Source organism: Zoogloea oryzae, from assembly GCF_030161255.1.
Classification (GTDB): Bacteria; Pseudomonadota; Gammaproteobacteria; order Burkholderiales; family Rhodocyclaceae; genus Zoogloea; species Zoogloea oryzae.
In genome coordinates, this window is sequence record NZ_BSPX01000003.1 from 26,571 (window position 1) to 48,896 (window position 22,326).

A 22,326-nucleotide genomic window follows, 5' to 3' on the forward strand; every position below is an offset into this window, starting at 1 on the left:
CCCGTCGGGCTGGCGGCACGTCAACAGTTCGCGAGGCCCGAATGGTCCGAATCATCGATCGCCGGTTCGACAGCAAGAACAAGAGTGCTGTGAACCGGCAGCGGTTCATGCGCCGTTTCAAACACCAGATCCGCGAGGCGGTGGCCGATGCCATCTCCGGCCGCTCCATCAAGGATCTGGATAACGGCGAGAGCGTCTCCATCCCCGCCAAGGATCTCTCTGAGCCCCAGTTTCATCACGGGCGCGGCGGGGTATGGGAGACCATCTTCACCGGCAACGACCAGTTCTCCACCGGCGACCAGATCAACCGTCCGCAAGGCGGCGGCGGTAGCGGCACCGGCAAGGGCAAGGCCAGCAACGAGGGCGAAGGCGAGGACGATTTCGTCTTCAACCTCTCGCGCGAGGAATTCCTCGACGTGTTCTTCGACGACCTGGCGCTGCCCAACCTGGTCAAGACCCAGCTCGCCCGCATCCACGAGTACAAGAGCCAGCGCGCCGGCTTCACCAACGACGGCACGCCGGCCAACATCAACGTGGTGCGCTCGCTGCGCGGCGCGCTGGGCCGCCGGCTGGCACTGTCGTCGCCCTACCGCGGCAGCTTGCGTGAGTTGCAAAAGCAACTTGAAGAGTTGCTTTTGACACACCCAGAAGACGATCCCGAAGTCATCAAGCTGAAGGACGAGATCGGCATTCTCCGCGCCAAGATCGAGGCCATCCCCTTCATCGACACCTTCGACCTGCGCTACAACAACCGGATCAAGGTACCCAAGCCGACCACCCAGGCCGTGATGTTCTGCATCATGGACGTGTCGGGCTCAATGGACGAGGAGAAGAAAGCGACAGCCAAGCGCTTCTTCATGCTGCTGTACCTCTTCCTCACCCGCACCTACGAGCACATCGAGGTGGTGTTCATCCGCCACCACACAGTAGCCAAGGAAGTGAACGAGGAAGACTTCTTCCACTCCCGCGAATCCGGCGGCACCGTGGTGTCGAGCGCCCTCGAACTGATGAAGGACATCCTCCACCAGCGCTACGCCAACGGCGCCTGGAACATCTACGGCGCGCAGGCCTCCGACGGCGACAACTGGGAGAACGATTCGCCCCACTGTCGCGAGGTGCTCGCCAGTTCGATCCTGCCTTTCCTCCAGTACTTCGCCTACATCGAGATCACCCCGGGCGAGCCGCAGAACCTGTGGCGCGAATACGAAAAACTGGTCGGCCACCACACCAACTTCGCAATGCAGCACATCGAAGGGCTGCCCGACATCTATCCCGTGTTCCGCGAACTCTTCAAGAAGAAACTGGCATGAGCACAGCGACCAGAACCAAGCGCAGGAAATCCCTGCCCGCCCCAGGCGAGTGGACCTTCGAGCTCATCGAGACCTACCACGCCGAGATCGACCGCGTGGCGCGCAGCTTCGGGCTCGACACCTACCCGATCCAGATCGAGGTCATCACCTCCGAGCAGATGATGGACGCCTACTCGTCCGTCGGGATGCCCGTCAATTACCACCACTGGTCCTTCGGCAAGAGCTTCCTGCAGACCGAAAAAGGCTACCGCCGCGGCCAGATGGGCCTCGCCTACGAGATCGTGATCAATTCCAACCCCTGCATCGCCTACCTCATGGAAGAGAACACCATGACGATGCAGGCCCTGGTGATCGCCCACGCCGCCTACGGCCACAACAGCTTCTTCAAGGGCAACTACCTGTTCCGGCAGTGGACCAACGCCGACGCCATCGTCGACTACCTCCTCTTCGCCAAGAACTACCTCACCGAATGCGAAGAGCGCTACGGCGAAGAGGAGGTCGAGCTCCTCCTCGACTCCTGTCACGCCCTGATGAACGTCGGCGTGGATCGCTACAAGCGCCCCGCCAAGCTCTCGCTGGACAAAGAGCTCACCCGCCAGCGGGAACGCGCCGAATACCTGCAAAGCCAGGTCAATGACCTGTGGCGCACCCTGCCCGCCCAGCAGCAGCGCACCGCCACCGTCGAGGCCCGGCGCTTCCCGCCCGAGCCCCAGGAAAACCTTCTCTACTTCATCGAGAAGAACGCCCCGCTCCTCGAACCCTGGCAGCGGGAGATCGTGCGCATCGTGCGCAAGATCGGTCAGTACTTCTTCCCCCAGCGCCAGACCCAGGTGATGAACGAAGGCTGGGCCACCTACTGGCACTACACCCTGCTCAACACCTTGTACGACGAAGGGCTGCTCACCGACAGCTTCATGATGGAGTTCCTCCACTCCCACACCAACGTCGTCTATCAACCAAGTTACAGCGAACCCTGGTACCGCGGCCTCAACCCCTACGCCCTGGGTTTTGCCATGTGGCAGGACATCCGCCGCATCTGCGAAAGCCCCACCGACGAAGACCGCTACTGGTTCCCGGACATCGCCGGCAGCGACTGGCGCGAGACCTTCGACTTCGCCATGCGCAACTTCAAGGACGAGAGCTTCGTCGCCCAGTTCCTGTCGCCCAAGGTGATGCGCGACTTCCGCCTCTTCGCTATCCTCGACGACGACAAGGACAGCAAGCTCAAGATCTCCGCCATCCACGACGAGTCTGGCTACCGCCGGGTGCGCGAAATCCTCTCCGACAACTACAACCTGGGCAGCCGCGAGCCCAACCTGCAGGTCTGGAACGTCGACCTGCGCGGCGACCGCTCCCTCACCCTGCGCCACCAGATGTACCAGCGCCGCCCGCTGTCCGGCGATAACGACGAAGTCCTCAAGCACGTCGCCCGCCTGTGGGGCTTTGCCGTGAAGCTCGAAGTCGCCCAGGAAGACGGCACCGTGCACTGCATCAACGAATGCCGACAAGACAGGCGGAAGAGCGACCGGAGCTGAGCCCACCCGCTCACCCCCCAACAATCGCCCCCCGCCCACCGGCGGGCCGATTAAAATGGCGGGATGCCCGCCCGTAACGCCCACCAGATCCTAGGGGTCGATCCCGATGCCACCCTCGCCGAAATCAAGCGCGCCTACAAGCGCCTGGCGATGCGCTGGCACCCGGATCGCAACCCCGACCCCCAGGCCCAGGACCAGTTCCGCCTCGTCCGCCAGGCCTTCGAGCGCCTCACCCAGAAGCCCGATGACGCGTCGGACGACGTAGACACCGCGCCCGAACCGTCCGCCAGGCATTCAAAACCTGCCAAGCCCAAAGGCGAAGACCGTCGCCAGGAAGTTTTCGTCGATCTCCTCGACGCCGCCCGGGGCGCCACCGTCACCGTCACCGTAGAAGGCCGCGAGCCCTGCAACGATTGCAACGGCAGCGGTCACCGCAGCTATGGCCGCACCAGCATGTGCAGCCACTGCCACGGCAGCGGCCGGGTGCGCAGCGGCGGCGGGCTCAAGTCCTGCTCCCACTGCCACGGCAAGGGCTTCACCACCGACACCCGCTGCCCCAGTTGCGAAGGCCGCGGCTGGAACCCGGCCGACCGGCAGCTGGCCGTCAGCGTTCCGCCCGCCATGCTGCCCGGCGAAGAACTCCGCATCAGCGGCCAGGGCGGCCCCGCGCCGGATGACGGCGAGCCGGGCGACCTCTACCTCACCCTGCGCACCCACCCGCACCCGCTGTTCCGCCTCGACGGCCACGACATCCACGTCACCGTGCCGGTGAGCGTGTTCCGCGTGCTGGCCGGCGGCAGCATCGACGTGCCCACCCTCGACGGCGTGCGCGAGGTGCTGCTCCCCGAAGCCGCCACCAGCCCCGAGATCCGCGTGGCCGGCGCAGGCTTTCCGGGCCGCGGCCGCCGCAAGCCCGGCGACCTGCTGGTCCATCTCGACACCCAGCAGCTCCAGTTCCTCGGCAAGGAACAAAAAGCCATGCTCGAAATGGCCGAGCAGATGCTCCAGAACAACCTCAAGGCCCAGAGCCCGGTGCTGGCCCGCTGGAACGCGGTGGTCGACACCTACCGCTGACCCGCCCTCACCCCACAGCAACACCCACAACTAGACGGCAAAAATTGCCGCTTCCGGCCCAGCGCCAACCCAAGCAGAGATTCCATGTCCCGCAAAAAGCCCGAACTCCTCGCCCCCGCCGGCTCCCTGGCGATGCTCGACACCGCCTTCGCCTTTGGCGCCGACGCCATCTACGCCGGCCAGCCGCGCTACTCGCTGCGCGTGCGCAACAACGATTTCGGCGACCTGCCGGTGCTCGCCGACGGCATCAATCGCGCCCACAGCCAGGGCAAGCACTTCTATGTGGTCGCCAACATCTATCCCCATGGCGCCAAGATCAAGACCTTCATCAAGGACATCGCCCCGGTCATCGCCCTCAAGCCCGACGCCCTGATCATGTCCGATCCGGGCCTGATCCTGATGGTCCGCGAGAACTTCCCCGAGATGCCCATCCACCTGTCGGTGCAGTCCAACACCGTCAATGCCGCCGCGGTGCGCTTCTGGAAGATGGCCGGCATCTCGCGGGTGATCCTCTCCCGGGAACTCTCCATCGACGAGATCGCCAGCATCCGCCAGGATTGCCCCGACACCGAGCTCGAAGTCTTCATCCACGGCGCCCTGTGCATCGCGTATTCGGGCCGCTGCCTGCTCTCCGGCTACTTCAACCACCGCGACCCCAACCAGGGCACCTGCACCAACTCCTGCCGCTGGGATTTCAAGACCCACGAAGCCAAGACCAACAGCACCGGCGACGTGTATCTGCTCGAAGAACCGCAAAAGCGCGCCGGCGACTACATGCCCATCGAAGAGGACGAGCACGGCACCTACATCCTCAACTCCAAAGATCTACGCGCCATCGAGCACGTCCAGCGGCTCACCGAGATCGGCATCGACTCCTTCAAGATCGAAGGCCGCACCAAGAGCCCCTACTACGTCGCCCGCACCAGCCAGGCCTACCGCCAGGCCATCGACGACGCCTTCGCCGGCCGCGGGCTCGACCCGGCGCTGCTGGGCCAGCTCGAAGGCCTCGCAAACCGGGGCTACACCGACGGCTTCTACCAGCGCCACACGCCCCACGAGATGCAGAACTACCTGCGCGGCCACTCCGAATCCAACCGCAGCCTGTATGTGGGCGACGTGGTGGGCTACGACGCGGCGCGCGGATTTGCCGAAATCGCCTCGAAAAACGCGTTTTCGGTGGGCGACCGGCTCGAGCTGATCCACCCTTCCGGCAACGCCGAAATCCGCGTCGAACGCCTGATCGACGCCGCCGGCGAGCCCGTCGAGCGGGTGCCTGGCAGCGATCACCGGGTCTGGCTGCCGCTGCCTCCGGGCTGCGTCGGCGCCTTTGTCGCGCGATTTTTATAAATCTTCCCGGTTTTCTTGCCTAAGGCGCTGAAGTAGTTCAGAATGCCGTGTTTTCCGGGTGGCCAAATTCACCACCCACGTGTACTTCCCAAAGGACCAAGCGATGAAAGCCGATACCCACCCGAATTACAAAGAAGTGCAAGTGACTTGCTCCTGCGGCAACACTTTCACCACCCGCTCCACCATGGGCAAGCCCCAGTACCACGTGGAAGTGTGCTCTGCCTGCCACCCGTTCTACACCGGCAAGCAGAAGATCGTTGACACCGCGGGTCGCGTCGAGCGTTTCCGTCAGAAGTACGGTTCCGTGCAGCGCCTGGGCTAATATTCGCCCAACGCCGGCATCGTCCGAAAAAGGCAGCCGAGGCTGCCTTTTTTATTGCCGGTTGCACACCCACCGCCTCCAGATCGAGCACCCATGCCCCACGACGCCCCCCGCCTTTCCCTGCCGGCGCCGGTTACCGGCTGGCCTCTGGCCGTGCTCATCGCCGTCTATCTGCTGGTCGGTACCACCGGGCATCTTCCGTGGCGGGGTGACGACCTCACCCACCTCGGCCCGATCCACGCCATCCTCACCCGTGGCAGCTGGCTGATGCCCGAGATCGCCGGCGAAGCCTTCCACGACTTCCCGCCCCTCTACTACTGGGCCGGCGCCATCCTGGCCAAGCTCCTCGGCGGCCTGCTGCCGATCCACGACGCAGCCCGCCTCGCCAGCAGCCTGTTCACCGCCGCCTTCCTGTACTGGACAGGCATCGCCGCCCGTCGCCTGTATGGCGAAACCGCCTTCGCGCCGGCAATCCTGCTGGCCCTCGGCGCCGTCGGCCTCGTCGTCCACGCCCACGAAACCCAGCCCATCCTCGCCCAGCTCGCCGGCATGGCCGTGTGTTACGCCGGCCTTGGTCAGCTGGCCGAACGTCCGATCCGCGGCGGGCTCCAGGCCGGCCTTGGCAGTGGGCTCGCCTTCCTCGCCGGCGGCCTGCCCGGCGTGGTGCTCACCGTGCCCGTGCTGCTGGTGGCCCCAATGCTGTGCCCCAGCTGCCGCAACCGCACCATCGTCACCGGCATCGCCCTTGGACTGATCACAGGCTGCGCGATCGCCGGCGCATGGCTGGGCTCGGTCGCCCTGACCACCCCCAACGCCCTCGCCGCCTGGTGGGCCAACGAACTCACCACCAACACGCCCCACGCCTACCATCTGGCCGATTTCGGCAAGCTGCTCCAGCTGGCCGGCTGGTTCGCCTGGCCCCTGTGGCCGATCGCCGGCTGGGCGGTGTGGCGCAACCGGCACACCCTGGCCACGCCACCGCTGGCGCTTCCGCTCATGGCCAGCCTGCTGGCGATCCTGCTGGTTGCCACCACCGGCAACCTGCGCCCGGCCAACATGCTGCCGGTGCTGCCGCCGCTGGCACTGCTCGCCGCTCTAGGCGTTTCCAGCCTGCGCCGGGGCGCCGCCAATGCCTTCGACTGGTTCGGCATCATGGCTTTCGCCTTCTTCGCCCTGCTGGTGTGGGCGGGATGGAGCGCGCTGCACTTCGGCTGGCCGCCGGGCCTTGCCCGTTCGGTCGCCAAGATGGCCCCGGATTTCCCCCGCGACAGCCTGGTTGGCGGAACGCTGATCGGCGTGCTCATCAGCATTGCGCTGCTGGTCATGCCGCTGTTCGTGCGCCGCACGCCCGCCCGCGGTACCACCAACTGGGCGTTCGGCATCACGCTCCTGTGGTGTCTTGCCGTCATCCTGTGGCAGCCCTGGTTTGCCTACACCAAGAACTACCAGCCCGTTGCCGCCGAGCTGAAGGTTGCCCTGGCAGGCCAGCCCACCAGCTGCATCGCACGACGCGGCCTGGGTGACACCCAGCGGGCCGCCCTCGACTACTTCGCCGGCATCCGCACGGTGCCCAATGCCATTGGCGGCGAGTGCAAGCTGCTGCTCACCTACGCCACCAGCAGCCAGGCCCAGAAGGTCCGTGGCGAAGGGAGTCTGATCTGGGAGCGGCGCCTCGGTGGCGGCCGCAAGGCCGAGACCTTCAAACTCTACAACCGTGACTGATCGCGCCCATTTCCGGCTCGACGCGAGCCGCGCAGCCCAGGCCCTGCAAGGCCACCGTGATGCCATTGGTGACACCACCATGCGCGATCTCTTCGCGGGTGATGCGACGCGCTTCGAGCGCTTCTCGTGTGCGGCCGACGGCCTGCTGCTCGATTACTCCAAGCAGCGCATCACGTCGTCGGCGATGGCCGAACTGCTCGCCCTCGCCGACGAGGCCGGACTGAAGGATGGCATCGCCGCGATGCTGTCCGGCGAGCCGGTCAATTTCACCGAAAATCGTGCCGCCCTGCACTGCGCCGCGCGCATGTTCGAACTCACGCCGGCCGCAGCCCGCGCCGAAATCGCCGCCACCCGCAAGCGACTCGACACTTTTGTCGCGCGAGTGCACGCCGGCGAGTTCGTCGGCGCCACCGGCCGGCCGATCCGCCATGTGGTGCACCTGGGCATCGGCGGGTCTGATCTTGGTCCGCGCCTCCTCGCCGAAGCCTTCGCCCCTTCGCTACCCACGCGGCTCGAACTGTCGTTCGCCGCCAATGTGGACGACACCGAGATCCGCGCGATCCTCGACCGCGCCAACCCGGCCGAAACCCTGTTCATCGTCGCATCCAAGAGCTTCTCGACCGCCGAGACGCTCTTCAATGCCCGCGCCGCCCGTGCCTGGCTGGCTGCCGCACTGGGCGCGGATGCTGACCTCAGCCGGCATTTCGTGGCGATCAGCAACAACGTGGCTGCGGCTGCGGCCTTCGGCATCGCCGAAGACACCACCTTCCCGATGCCCGAATGGATCGGCGGACGATTTTCGGTGTGGTCGGCCATCGGCCTGCCGCTGATGCTGGCGTTCGGCACCGAGGTCTTCGACGACTTCCTCGCCGGCGGGCGCAGCATGGACACCCACTTCGCCACCGCCCCGTTCGCCGCCAACCTGCCAGTAATCGCGGCGCTGCTGGGCATCTGGAACGCCACCTTCCTCGGGCTCGATGGCCACGCGGTGCTGCCCTACAGCCACCGCCTGCGCAGCCTCCCGGCCTATCTCCAGCAGCTTGAAATGGAGAGCAACGGCAAGTCGGTGGATCATCAGGGCCAGCCGGTGGGCTGGCAGACGGCGCCGATCATCTTCGGCGGCCCCGGCACGGTGGGCCAGCACGCCTACCACCAGCTGTTTTACCAGGGCACCCGCAAGGTGGCGTTCGACTTCGTGCTGCCCATCTGCGCAACGCCTTCGGCCACGGACCGCAGCCTTTTCGGCAACGCCCTGGCCCAGTCCGCCGCGCTGATGCTGGGTCGCACACTGGACGAAGCCCGCACCGAACTGCGCGCCCGTGGCATCGACGACGCCGAGGTGGAGCGTCTCGCACCCCATCTGGTGTGCGCCGGCAACCAGCCCAGCACCACGCTGCTGATGCCGTCGGTCACGCCTTTCACCCTCGGGCAGATCCTGGCGCTCTACGAGCACAAGGTCTTCGTTCAGGGCTGGATCTGGGGCATCAACAGCTTTGATCAGTACGGCGTCGAACTGGGCAAGAACATGGCCCGGGACATCGAAGCCGGCTCGGATCGCCAGCGCGACAGCTCCACCGTCGGCCTGCTAGCTGCGATCGACGCGATGACGCGCAAGGCTGGCTGACGGACGAGCGCCACCCTGCCCGATGGGCTGGGAGAACTTCACTTCAAACCACTTACTTTTGCTGGGGAGTCTGGACGAAGACTTCGTCCGGCTTGGTCAGACCGAGCTCGAAACGGGCTCGTTCCTCGACGGCTTCGTAGCCTGTCTTGAGATCACGCACCTCGGCATCGAGACCGGTGTTTCGCTGTTCCAGCTTGCGATTGCCCTCTTTCTGGGCCGCGAGCTGCTTTTCCACGTCCCAGACACGCAGCCAGCCGCCCTTGCCGATCCATAGCGGATACTGCAAGGCAAGCACGAGCAAGGCGAGGATGAGGGTAGGCCAACGCATGGGAGCAGAACAGGAAAACGGGGCCGACCGGGCGGCCGGCCCCAGGCTACAACTTAGCGGTTACGCAGGTTGTAGAAAGCCGACAGGCCCGGGTAGAAGGCGGTATCGCCGAGATCTTCCTCGATGCGCAGCAGCTGGTTGTACTTGGAGATACGATCGGAACGGGACAGCGAACCGGTCTTGATCTGCATGGCGTTCAGACCCACCGAGATATCCGCGATGGTGGAGTCTTCGGTTTCACCGGAACGGTGGGAGATCACCGCGGTGTAACCGGCGCGCTTGGCCATCTCGACGGCGGCGAAGGTTTCGGTCAGGGTGCCGATCTGGTTGATCTTGATGAGGATCGAGTTGGCGATGCCCTTGTCGATGCCTTCCTTCAGGATGCGGGTGTTGGTCACGAAGAGGTCGTCACCAACGATCTGCACCTTCTTGCCGAGGCGGTCGGTCAGGTGCTTCCAGCCAGCCCAGTCACCTTCGGCCATGCCGTCTTCGATCGAGATGATCGGGAACTTGTCGGCCAGGGTGGCGAGGTAGTCGGTGAAGCCTTCGGACGTCAGCGACAGGCCTTCGCCGACCAGCTCGTACTTGCCGTTCTTGTAGAACTCGGAGGCGGCACAGTCGAGGGCCAGGACGATGTCGCGGCCCGGCTCGTAGCCGGCGTTGGCGGCGGCTTCGAGGATCATGTTGAGGGCTTCATCGGTGCCCGAGACGTTCGGGGCAAAGCCGCCTTCGTCGCCGACGGTGGTGGGGTAGCCCTTCTTGTCGGTGAGCTTCTTGAGGTGATGGAAGATCTCGGCGCCGCAGCGGAGGGCTTCGCGGAAGCTCTTCACGCCGACCGGCATGATCATGCATTCCTGGATGTCCAGGGAGTTGTTGGCGTGGGCGCCGCCGTTGATGACGTTCATCATCGGCACCGGCATGGCCATGCCGCCGGAACCGCCGAAGTAACGGTACAGGGGCAGGCCGGCTTCTTCAGCGGCAGCCTTGGCCACGGCCATGGACACGGCCAGCAGCGCGTTGGCGCCCAGGCGCGACTTGTTGTCGGTGCCGTCCAGGTCGATCAGGGTCTTGTCGATGAAGGCCTGCTCTTCGGCGTCGAGGCCGATCAGCGCTTCGGAGATCTCGGTGTTGACGTTCTCGACCGCCTGCAGCACGCCCTTGCCCAGATAGCGGGCGGCATCGCCGTCACGCAGCTCGATGGCTTCGCGGGAGCCGGTGGACGCGCCGGACGGCACGGCGGCACGGCCCATCACGCCGGATTCCAGCAGCACATCGGCTTCAACCGTGGGATTGCCGCGGGAATCGAGGACCTCGCGGGCAATGACATCAACAATGGCGCTCATGAACTTCCTTTCTTATCACTGAATTTACAGCGGCGACCTTCCGGCCGCCTCTAACTTCGAAACCGGAAAATCGCCTGCGGGCTCAGCCTTTCAGCTCTTCAAAACCCTCACCCTTGACCAGCGCGTCGATCGCCTTGAGGGTCGAGAGCAGCGCCTTGAGTTTGGGCAGCGGCCACGCGTTGGGGCCGTCGGAGAAGGCCTTGGCGGGGTCGGGGTGGGTTTCCATGAACAGGCCGGCAATGCCGACGGCGACCGCAGCCCGGGCCAGCACCGGCACGAACTCGCGCTGGCCGCCGGAAACCGTGCCCTGCCCGCCCGGCAGCTGTACTGAGTGGGTGGCATCGAAAACCACCGGGCAGCCGGTGTCGCGCATGATCGCCAGGGAGCGCATGTCGGACACTAGGTTGTTGTAGCCGAAGGACGCACCGCGCTCGCACACCATGATGGTGTCGGCGCCGCCGTTGGCCTCGCGGGCCTTGTCGACGACGTTTTTCATGTCACCCGGGGCGAGGAACTGGCCCTTCTTGATGTTCACCGGCTTGCCGGAAGCAGCCACGGCGTGGATGAAATCGGTCTGGCGGCACAGGAAGGCCGGGGTCTGCAGCACATCGACGACGGCCGCCACATGGGGCACTTCGGCTTCGGTGTGCACGTCGGTGAGGACGGGCACGCCGACCTTCTCTCGGACTTCGGCGAGGATCTCGAGGCCCTTCTCCATGCCCATGCCGCGGAAGGACTTGCCGGAACTGCGGTTGGCCTTGTCGTAGCTGGACTTGTAGATGAATGGGATGCCCAGTTCGCCACAGATGTCCTTGAGCGCCGTGGCGGTCTCGAAGGCCATCTCGCGGGACTCGATCACACAGGGCCCGGCGATGAGGAAGAAGGGTTTGTCGATACCGACGTCGAAGCCGCAGAGTTTCATGGGGTTTCCTTTCACTTGCCCTGCTGGTGGGCGAGCGCTGCCTTGACGAAGGCGGTGAACAGCGGGTGGCCGTTACGCGGGTTGGAGGTGAACTCCGGATGGAACTGGCAGCCCACGAACCACGGATGGACATCGGAGGGCAGCTCGATCATCTCGCACAGGTCGGTACCCGGCGCGCGGCCGGCAACCCGCAGACCCTGCTCTTCGAGCTTGGCCAGCAGCGTGTTGTTGACTTCGTAGCGGTGACGGTGGCGCTCGGTGATCTCGGCCTTGCCGTACACCTCGCGGGCCAGCGAACCTTCGGACAGGTTGCAGACCTGGCCGCCCAGACGCATCGTGCCGCCCAGGTCGGAATCCTCGCCGCGCTTCTCGACCTTGCCGGAGGCGTCGTGCCATTCGGTGATGAGGCCGATCACCGGGAAACCGGTGTGCTTGTCGAACTCGGTGCTGTGGGCGCCGTTCATGCCGGCCACGTCCCGGGCGAATTCGACTACCGCCAGCTGCATGCCGAGGCAGATACCCAGGTACGGCACCTTGTTCTCGCGGGCGTAGCGGATCGCGGCGATCTTGCCTTCGGTACCACGACGGCCGAAGCCACCGGGCACGAGGATCGCGTCCATCGACTTGAGCACGTCACAACCGTTCTTCTCGATGTCCTCGGAATCCAGGTAGTGGATGTTCACCTTGCTGCGGGTGTGCATCCCGGCGTGGTTGAGGGCTTCGATCAGCGACTTGTAGGACTCGGTCAGGTCGACATACTTGCCGACGAAGGCGATGTCCAGGCTGTTCTGCGGGTTCTGCAGGGCGTCGATCAGGCGCTCCCAGATCGACAGGTCGGCCGCGCGGGCCAGGATGCCCAGCTTGTGGCAGACGATCTCGTCGAGCATCTGGTCGTGCAGCATGCCCGGGATGCGGTAGATCGAGTCGGCATCGAGACACTCGATGACGGCTTCGGGCATCACATTGCAGAACAGCGCGATCTTGCGACGCTCGTCGGCCGGAACCGAACGATCGGCGCGGCACAGCAGGATGTCGGGCTGAATGCCGATCTCGCGCAGCTCCTTCACCGAGTGCTGGGTGGGCTTGGTCTTGAGCTCACCGGCGGTCGGGATGTAGGGCAGCAGCGTGAGGTGGATGAAACAGGTGCCCTGGCGGCCTTCTTCGATGCCCATCTGGCGGATGGCTTCGAGGAAGGGCAGCGATTCGATGTCGCCCACGGTACCACCCACTTCGACGATCGCCACGTCGGCACCTTCAGCGCCACGCTTGACGTAGGTCTTGATCTCGTCGGTGATGTGGGGGATGACCTGCACCGTCTTGCCGAGATATTCGCCGCGCCGTTCCTTCTTGATCACCGCCTCGTAGATCTGGCCAGTGGTGAAGTTGTTGCGCTTGCTCATCTTGGCGCTGGTGAAGCGCTCGTAGTGGCCGAGGTCGAGGTCGGTTTCGGCACCATCCTCGGTCACGAAGACTTCCCCATGCTGGAAGGGGCTCATCGTGCCGGGGTCGACGTTGATGTAGGGGTCGAGCTTGAGGTGGGTAACCTTGATGCCGCGGGATTCGAGAATCGCCCCGAGGGAGGCGGCGGCGATGCCCTTGCCCAGAGAGGACACGACACCACCGGTAACAAAGACGTATTTGGTCATGACACGGGGGACTTCTGGAAAGGGGAATGATAGCCGATCCACCCCCCTCTCTTCAACGGGCGAAGCCCCCGGTCGTGACATCAGATGCCTAGTTGTCCCGGATGAAATCCCGGTTTACTTCCCGAAACAGGTCGGTGGCGCTCTCGTGCAGCCATTCGAAGGCCACCATTTCGCGGGTGACGACCTCGATCCCGTGGCTGCGCATGCGGGCCAGCGCGGCTTCCCGGTCGGCCGGCTTGCGGGAGCCGACCGCGTCGGCCACCACGAAGACCTCCTTGCCCTGCCAGCGCAGTTCCAGCACCGTCTGCAGCACGCACACGTGGGCTTCAGTGCCGACCACCACCACCTGCCGGCGCGAATCCACGGCGGTGCCGTCGAGACAGCCGTCGGCCACGCAGGAGAAGTGCGTCTTGGTGACGACCGGCGCGTCGCCCACCGCCGCCAGCAGCGGATCGGCGGTGCGGCCGAGGCCTTCCGGATACTGCTCGGAAACCACCACCGGCACGCCAACCCGCCGGGCGACGCCGGCGAGCCACACGCAGTTGCGCAGCAGGGCCTCGCCATCGGCGATTTCCGGCAGCAGGCGGGCCTGCACATCGACGATGAGCAGGCTGCTCTTGTGACGATCCATCAACATGGCCGCACCTCTCCTTTGGTCAGGATTGCAGTTCAGGCCGCGCGCGGAACTCGTCCAGGGCCGCCGGATTGGCCAGCGCCTCGACGTTCTTCACCGGCTCGCCATGCACCACCGAACGCACGGCCAGTTCGACGATCTTGCCGCTCTTGGTGCGCGGGATGTCCTTCACCTGCACCACCTTGGCCGGCACGTGGCGCGGCGTGGTGTTGTCGCGGATGGTCTGGCGGACGCGGGCGATCAGCGCGTCGTCGAGGGCAAGGCCTTCGCGCAGCTTGACGAACAGCACCACGCGCACGTCCGCCGCATCGCCCGGCGGCCACTGCTGGCCGATCACCAGGGATTCGACCACCTCCTCCAGTTTTTCGACCTGACGGTAGATCTCGGCGGTGCCGATGCGCACGCCACCCGGGTTGAGGGTGGCATCCGAACGGCCGTAGATGATCAGCCCGTCGTGGGCGGTGATCTCGGAGTAATCGCCGTGGCACCACACGTTGTCGAAGCGCGCGAAGTAGGCGGCGCGGTATTTGGCGCCGTCGTCGTCCTTCCAGAAGCCGATGGGCATGACCGGGAAGGGGCGCGTGCACACCAGCTCGCCCTTCTCGCTACGCACCGGCGTGCCGGTCTCGTCGAACACATCGACCGCCATGCCGAGGCCCTTGCACTGGATCTCGCCAGCGTAGACCGGCAGCGTGGGATTGCCGAGAACGAAGCAGGACACGATGTCGGTGCCACCCGAGATCGACGACAGGCAGAGGTCGGCCTTGATCTCACGATAGACGTACTCGAAGCCCTCCGGCACCAGCGGGCTACCGGTGGAGAACATCGCCCGCAGCCTGGTGAGGTTGTGGGTGGAACCCGGACGCAGACCGGCCTTGGCGATGCCGTCGATGAACTTGGCGGAGGTGCCGAAATGGGTCATCCCCTCGGACTGGGCGTAGTCGAAGAGGATCGCCCCGTTGCCGATCATCGGCGAGCCATCGTAGAGCAGCAACGTCGCGCCAGCCGCCAGCCCCGAGACCAGCCAGTTCCACATCATCCAGCCGCAGGTGGTGAAGTAGAACAACTTGTCGCCGGGCTTCACGTCGCCGTGGAGCTTGAGCTCCTTGAGATGCTGCAGCAGCACCCCGCCGGCGCAATGCACGATGCACTTGGGCACGCCCGTGGTGCCCGACGAATACATGATGTAGAGCGGGTGATCGAAGGGCAGTCGCACGAAGGGGATTTCCGTCTCGGCCAGGAAGGGCTTGACGAACTCCGCCAGCACGCGCGCGTGATGCACGTGGGAAAGATCGTGCTTTGCATGCACGTAAGGCACGACCACCACCCGCTTGACCGACGGCAGCCCGTCGGTGATCGCCGCGAGACGATCGAGGCAATCCACGATCTTCCCGTTGTAGTAGTAGCCATCCACGGCCACCAGCACCTTGGGCTCGATCTGGCCGAAGCGATCCAGCACGCCCTGCACGCCGAAATCCGGCGACGCGGACGAGAAGATCGCCCCGACGCTGGTCGCCGCCAGCATCACCACGATGGTTTCGGGCAGGTTCGGCATCCACGCCGCCACCCGGTCGCCCGGCTCCACGCCCATGTCCTTCAGCGCTGCGGCAAAGTGCGCCACCTGACGATACAGATCGCCGTGGGAGAGGCGGTTGTGTACGCGATCCTCGCCCCAGAACACCAGCGCGTCGCTGTCGTCCCGCTGGCGCAGGAGGTTCTCGGCGAAGTTGAGGCGCGCGCCGGGAAACCAGCGGGCGCCCGGCATGCGGTCGCCGTCCTCGAGGACGACCTCGCCCCGGCTACCCTTCACCTCGCCGTATTCCCAGATCGACGTCCAGAACTCGGCGGGCTGATCGATGGACCACGCATGCAGCGCGGCGTAATCGGCAAAGCTGCGGTTCCAGCGGGCTTCGGCCTGGCGGGTGAAGGCGGTGATGTTGGCGTCCGCAATGCGGGCGGCGTCCGGCACCCACAGCGGGCGCTCGGCGATGGGATAACTCATGAACTTCTCCTCTTACCTTGTCTTATATGCGGATTCCGGCTCGACGTCCGGTTCCGTTGGTGCTTCAGTCCGTCAGCTTACCTTGGCGCGGATGTCCTCGGGGAGCGGCACCGACTTGCCGGTCCGGGGGTCCATCCACACCACCTTGGACGAACCCTCGGCGTAGATGCGCTCGTCGCCTTCCACGCCCAGCTCGTACCACGTCATCACGCTGCTGCGCCCCGGCTCACCGCCGTACATCCGCAGCACCACGGTGGCCGGATAGTTGATGGGAATGAGGAAGGTGCAACTGGCGTTGATGATCACCGGTGCCACGGGATTATTGGGCGTGACGGCAGAGCCGGATTGCTCCAGCCACTCCACCCGCGCCTGTTCGCAGTAGCGGAAATACACCGTGTTGTTCACGTGACCGTAGGCGTCCATGTCCCCCCAGCGCACCGGGATGCGGGTGGTCAGAAGCAGTTTTCGGTCAGGGTGTGCGTGCGGGGTCGGGTCATTCATTTCAGACTGTCTCTCCATCCGTTGTTTTTTGATTGCAGTGCCCGGCAGGATGCTATACAACTGCCCCGCGCGGGCCGACTCAATGTAACATACGCTTGCGTATGTTGCCTGCCATCTCCCATGCTGCAGCAGCCTTGCCGGCGCATCGGGAGAAGGAGAATGCGCGGGCTGTGCGCAGACAGAGAACAAATCAGAACAACTCAGGAGGTGACAGCGATGGAACGCGATTCCATGGAATTCGACGTCCTGATCGTCGGCGGAGGCCCGGCTGGCCTCTCGGCAGCGATCCGGCTCAAACAGCTTGCTGCAGAAAAAGGTCAGGACTTTTCCGTCTGCCTGATCGAAAAGGCCGCCGAGATCGGCGCCCACATCCTCTCCGGCGCGGTGGTCGACCCCTGCGCCATCAACGAGCTCTTCCCCGACTGGAAGGAACGCGGCGCCCCGCTCAACACGCCGGTCACCGAAGACCGCGTGATCTTCCTGTCCGAAACCGGCGGCCGCCAGGTGCCCAACGGCCTCCTGCCCGATTCCTTCCACAACCACGGCAACTACATCGTCCGTCTCGGCAACCTCACCAAGTGGCTGGGCGAACAGGCCGAGGCCATGGGCATCGAGGTCTACCCCGGCTTTGCCGGTGCCCAGCTTCTGTTCGACGACAAGGGCGCCGTGGCCGGCGTCATCACCGGCGACATGGGCGTGCTGAAGGATGGCACTCAGGGCCCCAACTTCCAGCCGGGCATGGAGTTGCGCGCCAGGTACACCCTGTTTGCCGAAGGCTGCCGCGGCCACCTGGGCAAGGAACTCGAAGCCCGCTTCAACCTGCGCGACGGCGTCGATCCGCAGACCTACGGCATCGGCATCAAGGAGCTGTGGGAGATCCCCGCCGCCCAGCACGTCCAGGGCCTGGTGGTGCACACCGCCGGCTGGCCGATGGACACCGCCACCTATGGCGGCGGCTTCTGTTATCACCTGGAAGACAATCTTGTGGCCGTCGGCTTCGTGGTCGGCCTCAACTACAGCAACCCGTATCTCTCGCCCTTCGAGGAATTCCAGCGTTACAAAACGCACCCGGAAATCCGCAAGTTCCTCGAAGGCGGCAAGCGCCTCGCCTACGGCGCCCGCGCGATTGCTGCCGGTGGCCTGCAGAGCCAACCCAAGCTGGTCTTCCCGGGCGGCGCGCTGATCGGTGACGACGCCGGCTTCCTCAACGCCGCGCGCATCAAGGGCACTCACGCCGCGATGAAGTCCGGCATGCTCGCCGCCGAAGCCGCCTACGACGCCCTCGCCGCCGAGCGCAGCCAGGATGAACTCAGCGCCTACCCGGAAGCCTTCAAGGGCAGCTGGCTGCACACCGAGCTCTACAAGACCCGCAACTTCAAGCCCTACATGAAGAAGGGCCTGTGGCTGGGCTCCGTGCTGTTTGGTGCCGAGCAGGTGCTGTTTGGCGGCAAGGTGCCCTGGACGCTCCACAACCATGCGGATCACACGGCCCTCAAGCCGGCCGCCGAGTGCAGCCCGATCAGCTATCCCAAGCCAGACGGCAAGCTCACCTTCGACCGCCTGTCTTCCGTCTTCCTCTCGAACACCAACCACGAGGAAGACGAACCCTGCCACCTGCAGCTGAAGGACGCCTCGGTGCCCATCGCCATCAATCTGGCGAAGTACGACGCCCCCGAGCAGCGCTACTGCCCGGCCGGCGTGTACGAGATCGTCCGCAGCCCGGAAGGTGACAATCCGCAATTGCAGATCAACGCCCAGAACTGCGTGCACTGCAAGACCTGCGACATCAAGGACCCGACCCAGAACATCAACTGGGTCACTCCTCAGGGGGGCGAAGGCCCGATCTACCAGGGGATGTAAGTCGAGTCGAACAAAAAACCGGGCCCTGCCCGGTTTTTTGTTGCAGCCGGTTCAAGCCGGCCAACCACAAAAACAACGAGGGGGCCGAAGCCCCCTCGTGTCATTTACCGCCCAAGCCCGTCGTCGATCAGCCGATCCACTTGCGGGCGTTGCGGAACATCCGCAGCCAGGGCGAATCCTCGCCCAGATCGGCCGGGTGCCAGCTCATCTGCACGGTGCGGGCGGTTCGCTCGGGGTGCGGCATCATGATGGTGAAGCGGCCATCCGGCGTGGTAAGGCCGGTGATGCCATCGGGCGAACCGTTCGGGTTGAACGGGTAGCGGGTGGCGATGGCGCCGGTGTTATCCACGTAGCGCAGCGCGATCCTGGCGTTGTCCTTGTCGTCCACACCCTGGAACACCGCACGGCCTTCGCCGTGGGACACCACGATCGGCATCCGGCTACCCGCCATGCCGGCGAGCAGGATCGACGGGCTTTCCTGCACCTCGACCATCACGAAGCGGGCCTCGAACTGTTCGCTGCGGTTGCGCTGGAAGCGCGGCCAGCAGTCGGCGCCCGGAATGATCTCGGCCAGGTTGGACATCATCTGGCAGCCGTTGCACACGCCCAGCGCGAAGGTGTCGGCGCGGTTGAAGAACGCCTCGAACTGCGAACGCAGCGCCGGGTTGAAGAGGATCGACTTGGCCCAGCCCTGCCCTGCCCCCAGCACGTCGCCGTAGGAGAAGCCGCCGCAGGCCGCGAGGCCCTTGAAGCCCGACAGATGCACGCGGCCGGCCTGGAGGTCGGACATATGCACGTCGAAGGGCGCGAAGCCCGCGCGCTCGAAGGCGGCAGCCATCTCGGCCTGGGAGTTCACGCCCTGCTCGCGCAGGATGGCAACCTTGGGACGGGCGCCGGTGATGATGAACGGGGCGGCGATGTCGTCGGCCGGATCGAAGCTGAGCTTGACCGACAGGCCGGGGTTGGCGTTGTCGGCCAGGGCTTCGAACTCTTCCTTGGCGCACTCGGCGTCGTCACGCAGGCGGGCGATCTGGTAGCTGGTGGCCGACCAGGTCTGCAGCAGCTCGGCCCGGGGCGCGGCGAAGACGATCTTGGCGTTGCGCCAGAAGCGCAGCTCGTCGCGGTCGTTGGGCTCGCCCACGAAGTGATACGACAGGCCGGCGGCGCGCAGCGCTTCGGTGAAGCGGCTGCGATCTTCGCGGCGGATCTGGATGACGGCACCGAGCTCTTCGGCAAACAGCGCCTTGAACAGCATGTCGTTGAAGCGGCCCTTGAGGGAATCCGGGCGCTTGTCGAGGCCATCCACGTCGTTCATGAACTGGTCGTAGGCCACCGTATCGAGCATCACCGACAGGCCGCACTTGGACGCGAAGGCCATCTCGCACAGGGTCGCGAAGAGGCCGCCGTCAGCGCGGTCGTGATAGGCGAGGATCAGGTCGTCCTGGCGCCACTGCTGGATCAGATCGAAGAAGGCCTTGAGCTGGGCGGCATCCACGTCCGGCGCGTGCTCGGCCACGGAGTTGTAGGCCTGGGCCAGCACCGAGCCGCCGAGGCGGTTGGCATTGTTGCCGAGGTCGATGAGGAGCAGCTCGGTCTCGACGCCTTCGGGGAACTGCAGCTGGGGCGTAAGGGTGCGGCGCACGTCCTGCACCGGCGCAAACGCGGTGACGATCAGCGACAGCGGCGAGACGACCTGCTTGGCTTCATCTTCGTCCTGCCAGGCGGTGCGCATCGACAGGGAATCCTTGCCCACCGGAATCGCGATGCCGGCCTGCTGGCAGAACTGCGACACCGCCTCGACCGTCTTGTAGAGCTTGACGTCCTCGCCACGGTGGCCAGCAGCGGCCATCCAGTTGGCGGAGAGCTTCACGTCACCCAGCGAGCGGATGTCGGCGGCGGCGATGTTGGTGATGGACTCACCGATCGCCATGCGACCGGAAGCCGGCGCATCCAGCGTGGCGACCGGGGTGCGCTCGCCCATCGCGAAGGCTTCGCCCAGGTAGCCGTGGAAGCTCATGGTGGTGACGGCCACGTCGGCCACCGGCACCTGCCACGGGCCGACCATCTGGTCGCGGGCGGTCATGCCGCCCACCGAGCGGTCGCCGATGGTGATGAGGAAGTTCTTGCTGGCCACGGCCGGCATCGACAGCACGCGGCGACAGGCGTCGTCGAGGCTGATGTCGGTCACGTCGAACGGCGGCACGAAGACCTGACGGCTAGACACGTTGCGGGTCATCTTGGGCGGCTTGCCCAGCAGCACCTGCATTTCCATATCGACCGGCTTGTTGTCGAAGTGGCGGTCGGAGACCACCAGATGGCCGTCGTCGGACGCCGAACCGACCACCGCGAACGGGCAGCGCTCGCGTTCGCAGATGGCCTGGAAGACCGGCAGGCTTTCGGGGGCGATCGCCAGGACGTAACGTTCCTGGGATTCGTTCGACCAGATCTCGCGCGGGCTCATGCCCGGCTCTTCGATGTGGACTTCGCGCAGCTCGAAGCGCGCGCCGAGCTCGGCGGAATCGGCGAGTTCGGGGAAAGCGTTGGAGAGGCCGCCGGCGCCCACGTCGTGGATCGACAGGATCGGGTTGGCGTCGCCCTTCTGCCAGCAGGCGTCGATGACTTCCTGGCAGCGGCGCTGGATTTCGGGGTTACCGCGCTGGACGGAGGCGAAATCGAGGTCGGCGGTGTTGGTGCCGGTGGCCATCGACGAGGCCGCGCCGCCGCCCAGGCCGATCAGCATGCCCGGGCCACCCAGCTGGATCAGCAGCGTGCCGGGACCGAACTTGATCTTGAAGGATTGCTGATCCTGGATACTGCCCAGGCCGCCGGCGATCATGATCGGCTTGTGGTAGCCGCGCACTTCGTCCTGCACGCTCTGTTCGAAGGTGCGGAAGTAGCCGGTGAGGTTGGGACGGCCGAATTCGTTGTTGAACGCGGCGGCGCCCAGCGGGCCTTCGATCATGATGTCGAGGGCCGAGGCGATGCGCTCGGGCTTGCCGTAGTGCTGCTCCCAGGGCTGCTCGAAGCCGGGGATCTCCAGGTTGGACACCGAGAAGCCGGCGAGGCCCGCCTTGGGCTTGGAGCCGCGGCCGGTGGCGCCTTCGTCACGGATCTCGCCGCCGGAGCCGGTGGACGCGCCCGGGAAGGGCGAGATCGCTGTCGGGTGGTTGTGGGTCTCGACCTTGGCCAGGATGTGGGTGAGTTCGTTGCGGAACTGCCAGGCGCCGTTTTCGTCCGGGTAGAGCTTGTCCACCGCCGCGCCTTCGATCACCGAGGCGTTGTCGGAATAGGCGACGACGGTGCCTTCCGGGTGGGCCTTGTGGGTCTCGCGGATCATGCCGAAGAGGGTCTTGTCCATCGGACGGCCGTCGATCACCCAGTCGGCGTTGAAGATCTTGTGGCGGCAGTGCTCGGAATTCGCCTGGGCGAACATCATCAGCTCGACGTCGGTCGGGTTGCGGCCCATCCGGGTGAAGTTTTCAACCAGGTAGTCGATCTCGTCCTCGGACAGCGCCAGACCCAGCTCGGAGTTGGCGATCACCAGTGCGTCGCGGCCACTGGCGATGATGTCGACGGTGGTGAGCGGCTGCGGCTGATAGTGGTGGAACAGCGCGTGCGCGGCGTCGGGATTGTCGAGCACCGACTCGGTCATGCGATCGTGGATCACCGGAAAGACGGCTTCGCGGTCGCGGGCGTCGAGGACGCCGCGCACATCGAAGGAGAACGCCGTGCCGCGCTCGACGCGGATGACCTTGTCGAAACCGCACTGGTGCGCGATGTCGGTCGCCTTCGACGACCACGGGGAGATGGAGCCCAGACGGGGCGTGACCACCAGCATCGAACCGGCCGGCGCGTCGCCTTCCGGGTGAGCGCCCAGCAGATCCGCCAGCCGGGCCAGTTCGTCCACATCGAGCGGAGCACTGACCTCCGCGAAATACCAGTGCTCGGCCGCCAGCCCCTTCAGGCGTGGCAGGGCGGATTTGACCGCGTCGTTGAGCCGGGCAAGGCGGGAACTGGAGAAGGCGGGCGCACCGCGCAGCTTGAGGATTTCGGACATGGCAGGGATGGGCGCGAAGTTGAAACCGGCCCGGATCGGGCGTGAGCAGCGATCCAGACACGTAAAGACCGGGCATTATACCCGAGCACTGCCAGTGCT

16 protein-coding genes are annotated in these 22,326 nt (G+C 65.3%); 8 read left to right on the plus strand and 8 right to left on the minus strand.

Features of this window, described 5'->3' with window-relative positions:
* The first annotated feature begins 41 nt into the window (after positions 1 to 41).
* The 7 genes from QQK25_RS02095 (at position 42) to pgi (ending at position 8,934) form a co-directional block, all read left to right on the plus strand.
* A complete protein-coding gene (locus QQK25_RS02095; RefSeq protein ID WP_284186519.1) occupies positions 42 to 1,310 on the plus strand; it encodes a YeaH/YhbH family protein in 1,269 nt (422 codons plus the stop codon).
* Positions 1,307 to 2,845, plus strand: a complete 1,539-nt coding sequence (locus tag QQK25_RS02100; RefSeq protein WP_284186520.1) for a SpoVR family protein — start codon at positions 1,307 to 1,309, stop codon at positions 2,843 to 2,845. Before QQK25_RS02095 ends, QQK25_RS02100 begins: the two co-directional genes overlap by 4 nt.
* Before the next feature lie 63 nt (positions 2,846 to 2,908).
* On the plus strand, positions 2,909 to 3,919 hold the full coding sequence (locus QQK25_RS02105; RefSeq protein WP_284186521.1) for a DnaJ C-terminal domain-containing protein: 1,011 nt from the start codon (positions 2,909 to 2,911) through the stop codon (positions 3,917 to 3,919).
* A gap of 84 nt (positions 3,920 to 4,003) precedes the next feature.
* The gene (locus tag QQK25_RS02110) at positions 4,004 to 5,266 is read left to right on the plus strand and encodes a peptidase U32 family protein (protein WP_284186522.1); all 1,263 of its coding nucleotides are present in this window, start codon (positions 4,004 to 4,006) and stop codon (positions 5,264 to 5,266) included.
* Between the two features lie 103 nt (positions 5,267 to 5,369).
* The gene (gene rpmE, locus QQK25_RS02115; RefSeq protein WP_153161035.1) at positions 5,370 to 5,588 is read left to right on the plus strand and encodes a 50S ribosomal protein L31; all 219 of its coding nucleotides are present in this window, start codon (positions 5,370 to 5,372) and stop codon (positions 5,586 to 5,588) included.
* A 93-nt stretch (positions 5,589 to 5,681) separates the two neighbouring features.
* Entirely contained in the window at positions 5,682 to 7,310 is a 1,629-nt protein-coding gene (locus QQK25_RS02120) for an ArnT family glycosyltransferase (protein ID WP_284186523.1), read from the plus strand.
* Positions 7,303 to 8,934 carry a glucose-6-phosphate isomerase gene (gene pgi / locus QQK25_RS02125; protein WP_284186524.1) on the plus strand — a complete coding sequence of 544 codons (1,632 nt, stop codon included), beginning with the start codon at positions 7,303 to 7,305 and terminating at the stop codon, positions 8,932 to 8,934. Before QQK25_RS02120 ends, pgi begins: the two co-directional genes overlap by 8 nt.
* Positions 8,935 to 8,986: 52 nt before the next feature.
* Here pgi and ftsB read toward each other — a convergent pair whose 3' ends face one another.
* The 7 genes from ftsB to QQK25_RS02160 form a co-directional block, all read right to left on the minus strand.
* Positions 8,987 to 9,262 (minus strand): cell division protein FtsB, encoded by a 276-nt coding sequence (ftsB, locus tag QQK25_RS02130; protein ID WP_153161032.1) that lies wholly within the window; start codon positions 9,260 to 9,262, stop codon positions 8,987 to 8,989.
* A gap of 53 nt (positions 9,263 to 9,315) precedes the next feature.
* Positions 9,316 to 10,605, minus strand: a complete 1,290-nt coding sequence (eno, locus tag QQK25_RS02135; protein ID WP_153161031.1) for a phosphopyruvate hydratase — start codon at positions 10,603 to 10,605, stop codon at positions 9,316 to 9,318.
* Between the two features lie 82 nt (positions 10,606 to 10,687).
* Entirely contained in the window at positions 10,688 to 11,527 is an 840-nt protein-coding gene (kdsA, locus tag QQK25_RS02140; RefSeq protein ID WP_153161030.1) for a 3-deoxy-8-phosphooctulonate synthase, read from the minus strand.
* 11 nt (positions 11,528 to 11,538) lie between these two features.
* Complete coding sequence (gene pyrG / locus QQK25_RS02145; protein ID WP_284186525.1) at positions 11,539 to 13,173, minus strand: CTP synthase; 1,635 nt, start codon at positions 13,171 to 13,173, stop codon at positions 11,539 to 11,541.
* An 88-nt stretch (positions 13,174 to 13,261) separates the two neighbouring features.
* Positions 13,262 to 13,810: a hydrolase gene (locus QQK25_RS02150; protein WP_284186526.1), complete on the minus strand. Its 549-nt coding sequence runs from the start codon at positions 13,808 to 13,810 to the stop codon at positions 13,262 to 13,264.
* A 19-nt stretch (positions 13,811 to 13,829) separates the two neighbouring features.
* Positions 13,830 to 15,809, minus strand: a complete 1,980-nt coding sequence (locus QQK25_RS02155; protein WP_284186527.1) for an acetoacetate--CoA ligase — start codon at positions 15,807 to 15,809, stop codon at positions 13,830 to 13,832.
* A gap of 72 nt (positions 15,810 to 15,881) precedes the next feature.
* Complete coding sequence (locus tag QQK25_RS02160; protein ID WP_284186528.1) at positions 15,882 to 16,310, minus strand: acyl-CoA thioesterase; 429 nt, start codon at positions 16,308 to 16,310, stop codon at positions 15,882 to 15,884.
* A 216-nt stretch (positions 16,311 to 16,526) separates the two neighbouring features.
* Between QQK25_RS02160 and QQK25_RS02165 the strand changes: the two genes are divergently transcribed.
* On the plus strand, positions 16,527 to 18,170 hold the full coding sequence (locus QQK25_RS02165; protein WP_284186529.1) for an electron transfer flavoprotein-ubiquinone oxidoreductase: 1,644 nt from the start codon (positions 16,527 to 16,529) through the stop codon (positions 18,168 to 18,170).
* Positions 18,171 to 18,297: 127 nt separating this feature from the next.
* On the opposite strand, the gene purL is transcribed toward QQK25_RS02165, so the two are convergent.
* Positions 18,298 to 22,227, minus strand: coding sequence for a phosphoribosylformylglycinamidine synthase (gene purL / locus QQK25_RS02170; protein ID WP_284186530.1), 3,930 nt, complete (start codon positions 22,225 to 22,227; stop codon positions 18,298 to 18,300).
* Between the last annotated feature and the right edge of the window lie 99 nt (positions 22,228 to 22,326).

What these genes read in the sequence shown, in the direction of transcription:
- QQK25_RS02095 (WP_284186519.1), top strand. Translation starts at nt 42, where the DNA reads ATGGTCCGAATCATCGATCGCCGGTTCGACAGCAAGAACAAGAGTGCT.
- QQK25_RS02100 (WP_284186520.1), top strand. Translation starts at nt 1,307, where the DNA reads ATGAGCACAGCGACCAGAACCAAGCGCAGGAAATCCCTGCCCGCCCCA.
- QQK25_RS02105 (WP_284186521.1), top strand. Translation starts at nt 2,909, where the DNA reads ATGCCCGCCCGTAACGCCCACCAGATCCTAGGGGTCGATCCCGATGCC.
- QQK25_RS02110 (WP_284186522.1), top strand. Translation starts at nt 4,004, where the DNA reads ATGTCCCGCAAAAAGCCCGAACTCCTCGCCCCCGCCGGCTCCCTGGCG.
- rpmE (WP_153161035.1), top strand. Translation starts at nt 5,370, where the DNA reads ATGAAAGCCGATACCCACCCGAATTACAAAGAAGTGCAAGTGACTTGC.
- QQK25_RS02120 (WP_284186523.1), top strand. Translation starts at nt 5,682, where the DNA reads ATGCCCCACGACGCCCCCCGCCTTTCCCTGCCGGCGCCGGTTACCGGC.
- ftsB (WP_153161032.1), bottom strand. Translation starts at nt 9,262, where the DNA reads ATGCGTTGGCCTACCCTCATCCTCGCCTTGCTCGTGCTTGCCTTGCAG.
- eno (WP_153161031.1), bottom strand. Translation starts at nt 10,605, where the DNA reads ATGAGCGCCATTGTTGATGTCATTGCCCGCGAGGTCCTCGATTCCCGC.
- kdsA (WP_153161030.1), bottom strand. Translation starts at nt 11,527, where the DNA reads ATGAAACTCTGCGGCTTCGACGTCGGTATCGACAAACCCTTCTTCCTC.
- pyrG (WP_284186525.1), bottom strand. Translation starts at nt 13,173, where the DNA reads ATGACCAAATACGTCTTTGTTACCGGTGGTGTCGTGTCCTCTCTGGGC.
- QQK25_RS02150 (WP_284186526.1), bottom strand. Translation starts at nt 13,810, where the DNA reads ATGTTGATGGATCGTCACAAGAGCAGCCTGCTCATCGTCGATGTGCAG.
- QQK25_RS02155 (WP_284186527.1), bottom strand. Translation starts at nt 15,809, where the DNA reads ATGAGTTATCCCATCGCCGAGCGCCCGCTGTGGGTGCCGGACGCCGCC.
- QQK25_RS02160 (WP_284186528.1), bottom strand. Translation starts at nt 16,310, where the DNA reads ATGAATGACCCGACCCCGCACGCACACCCTGACCGAAAACTGCTTCTG.
- QQK25_RS02165 (WP_284186529.1), top strand. Translation starts at nt 16,527, where the DNA reads ATGGAACGCGATTCCATGGAATTCGACGTCCTGATCGTCGGCGGAGGC.
- purL (WP_284186530.1), bottom strand. Translation starts at nt 22,227, where the DNA reads ATGTCCGAAATCCTCAAGCTGCGCGGTGCGCCCGCCTTCTCCAGTTCC.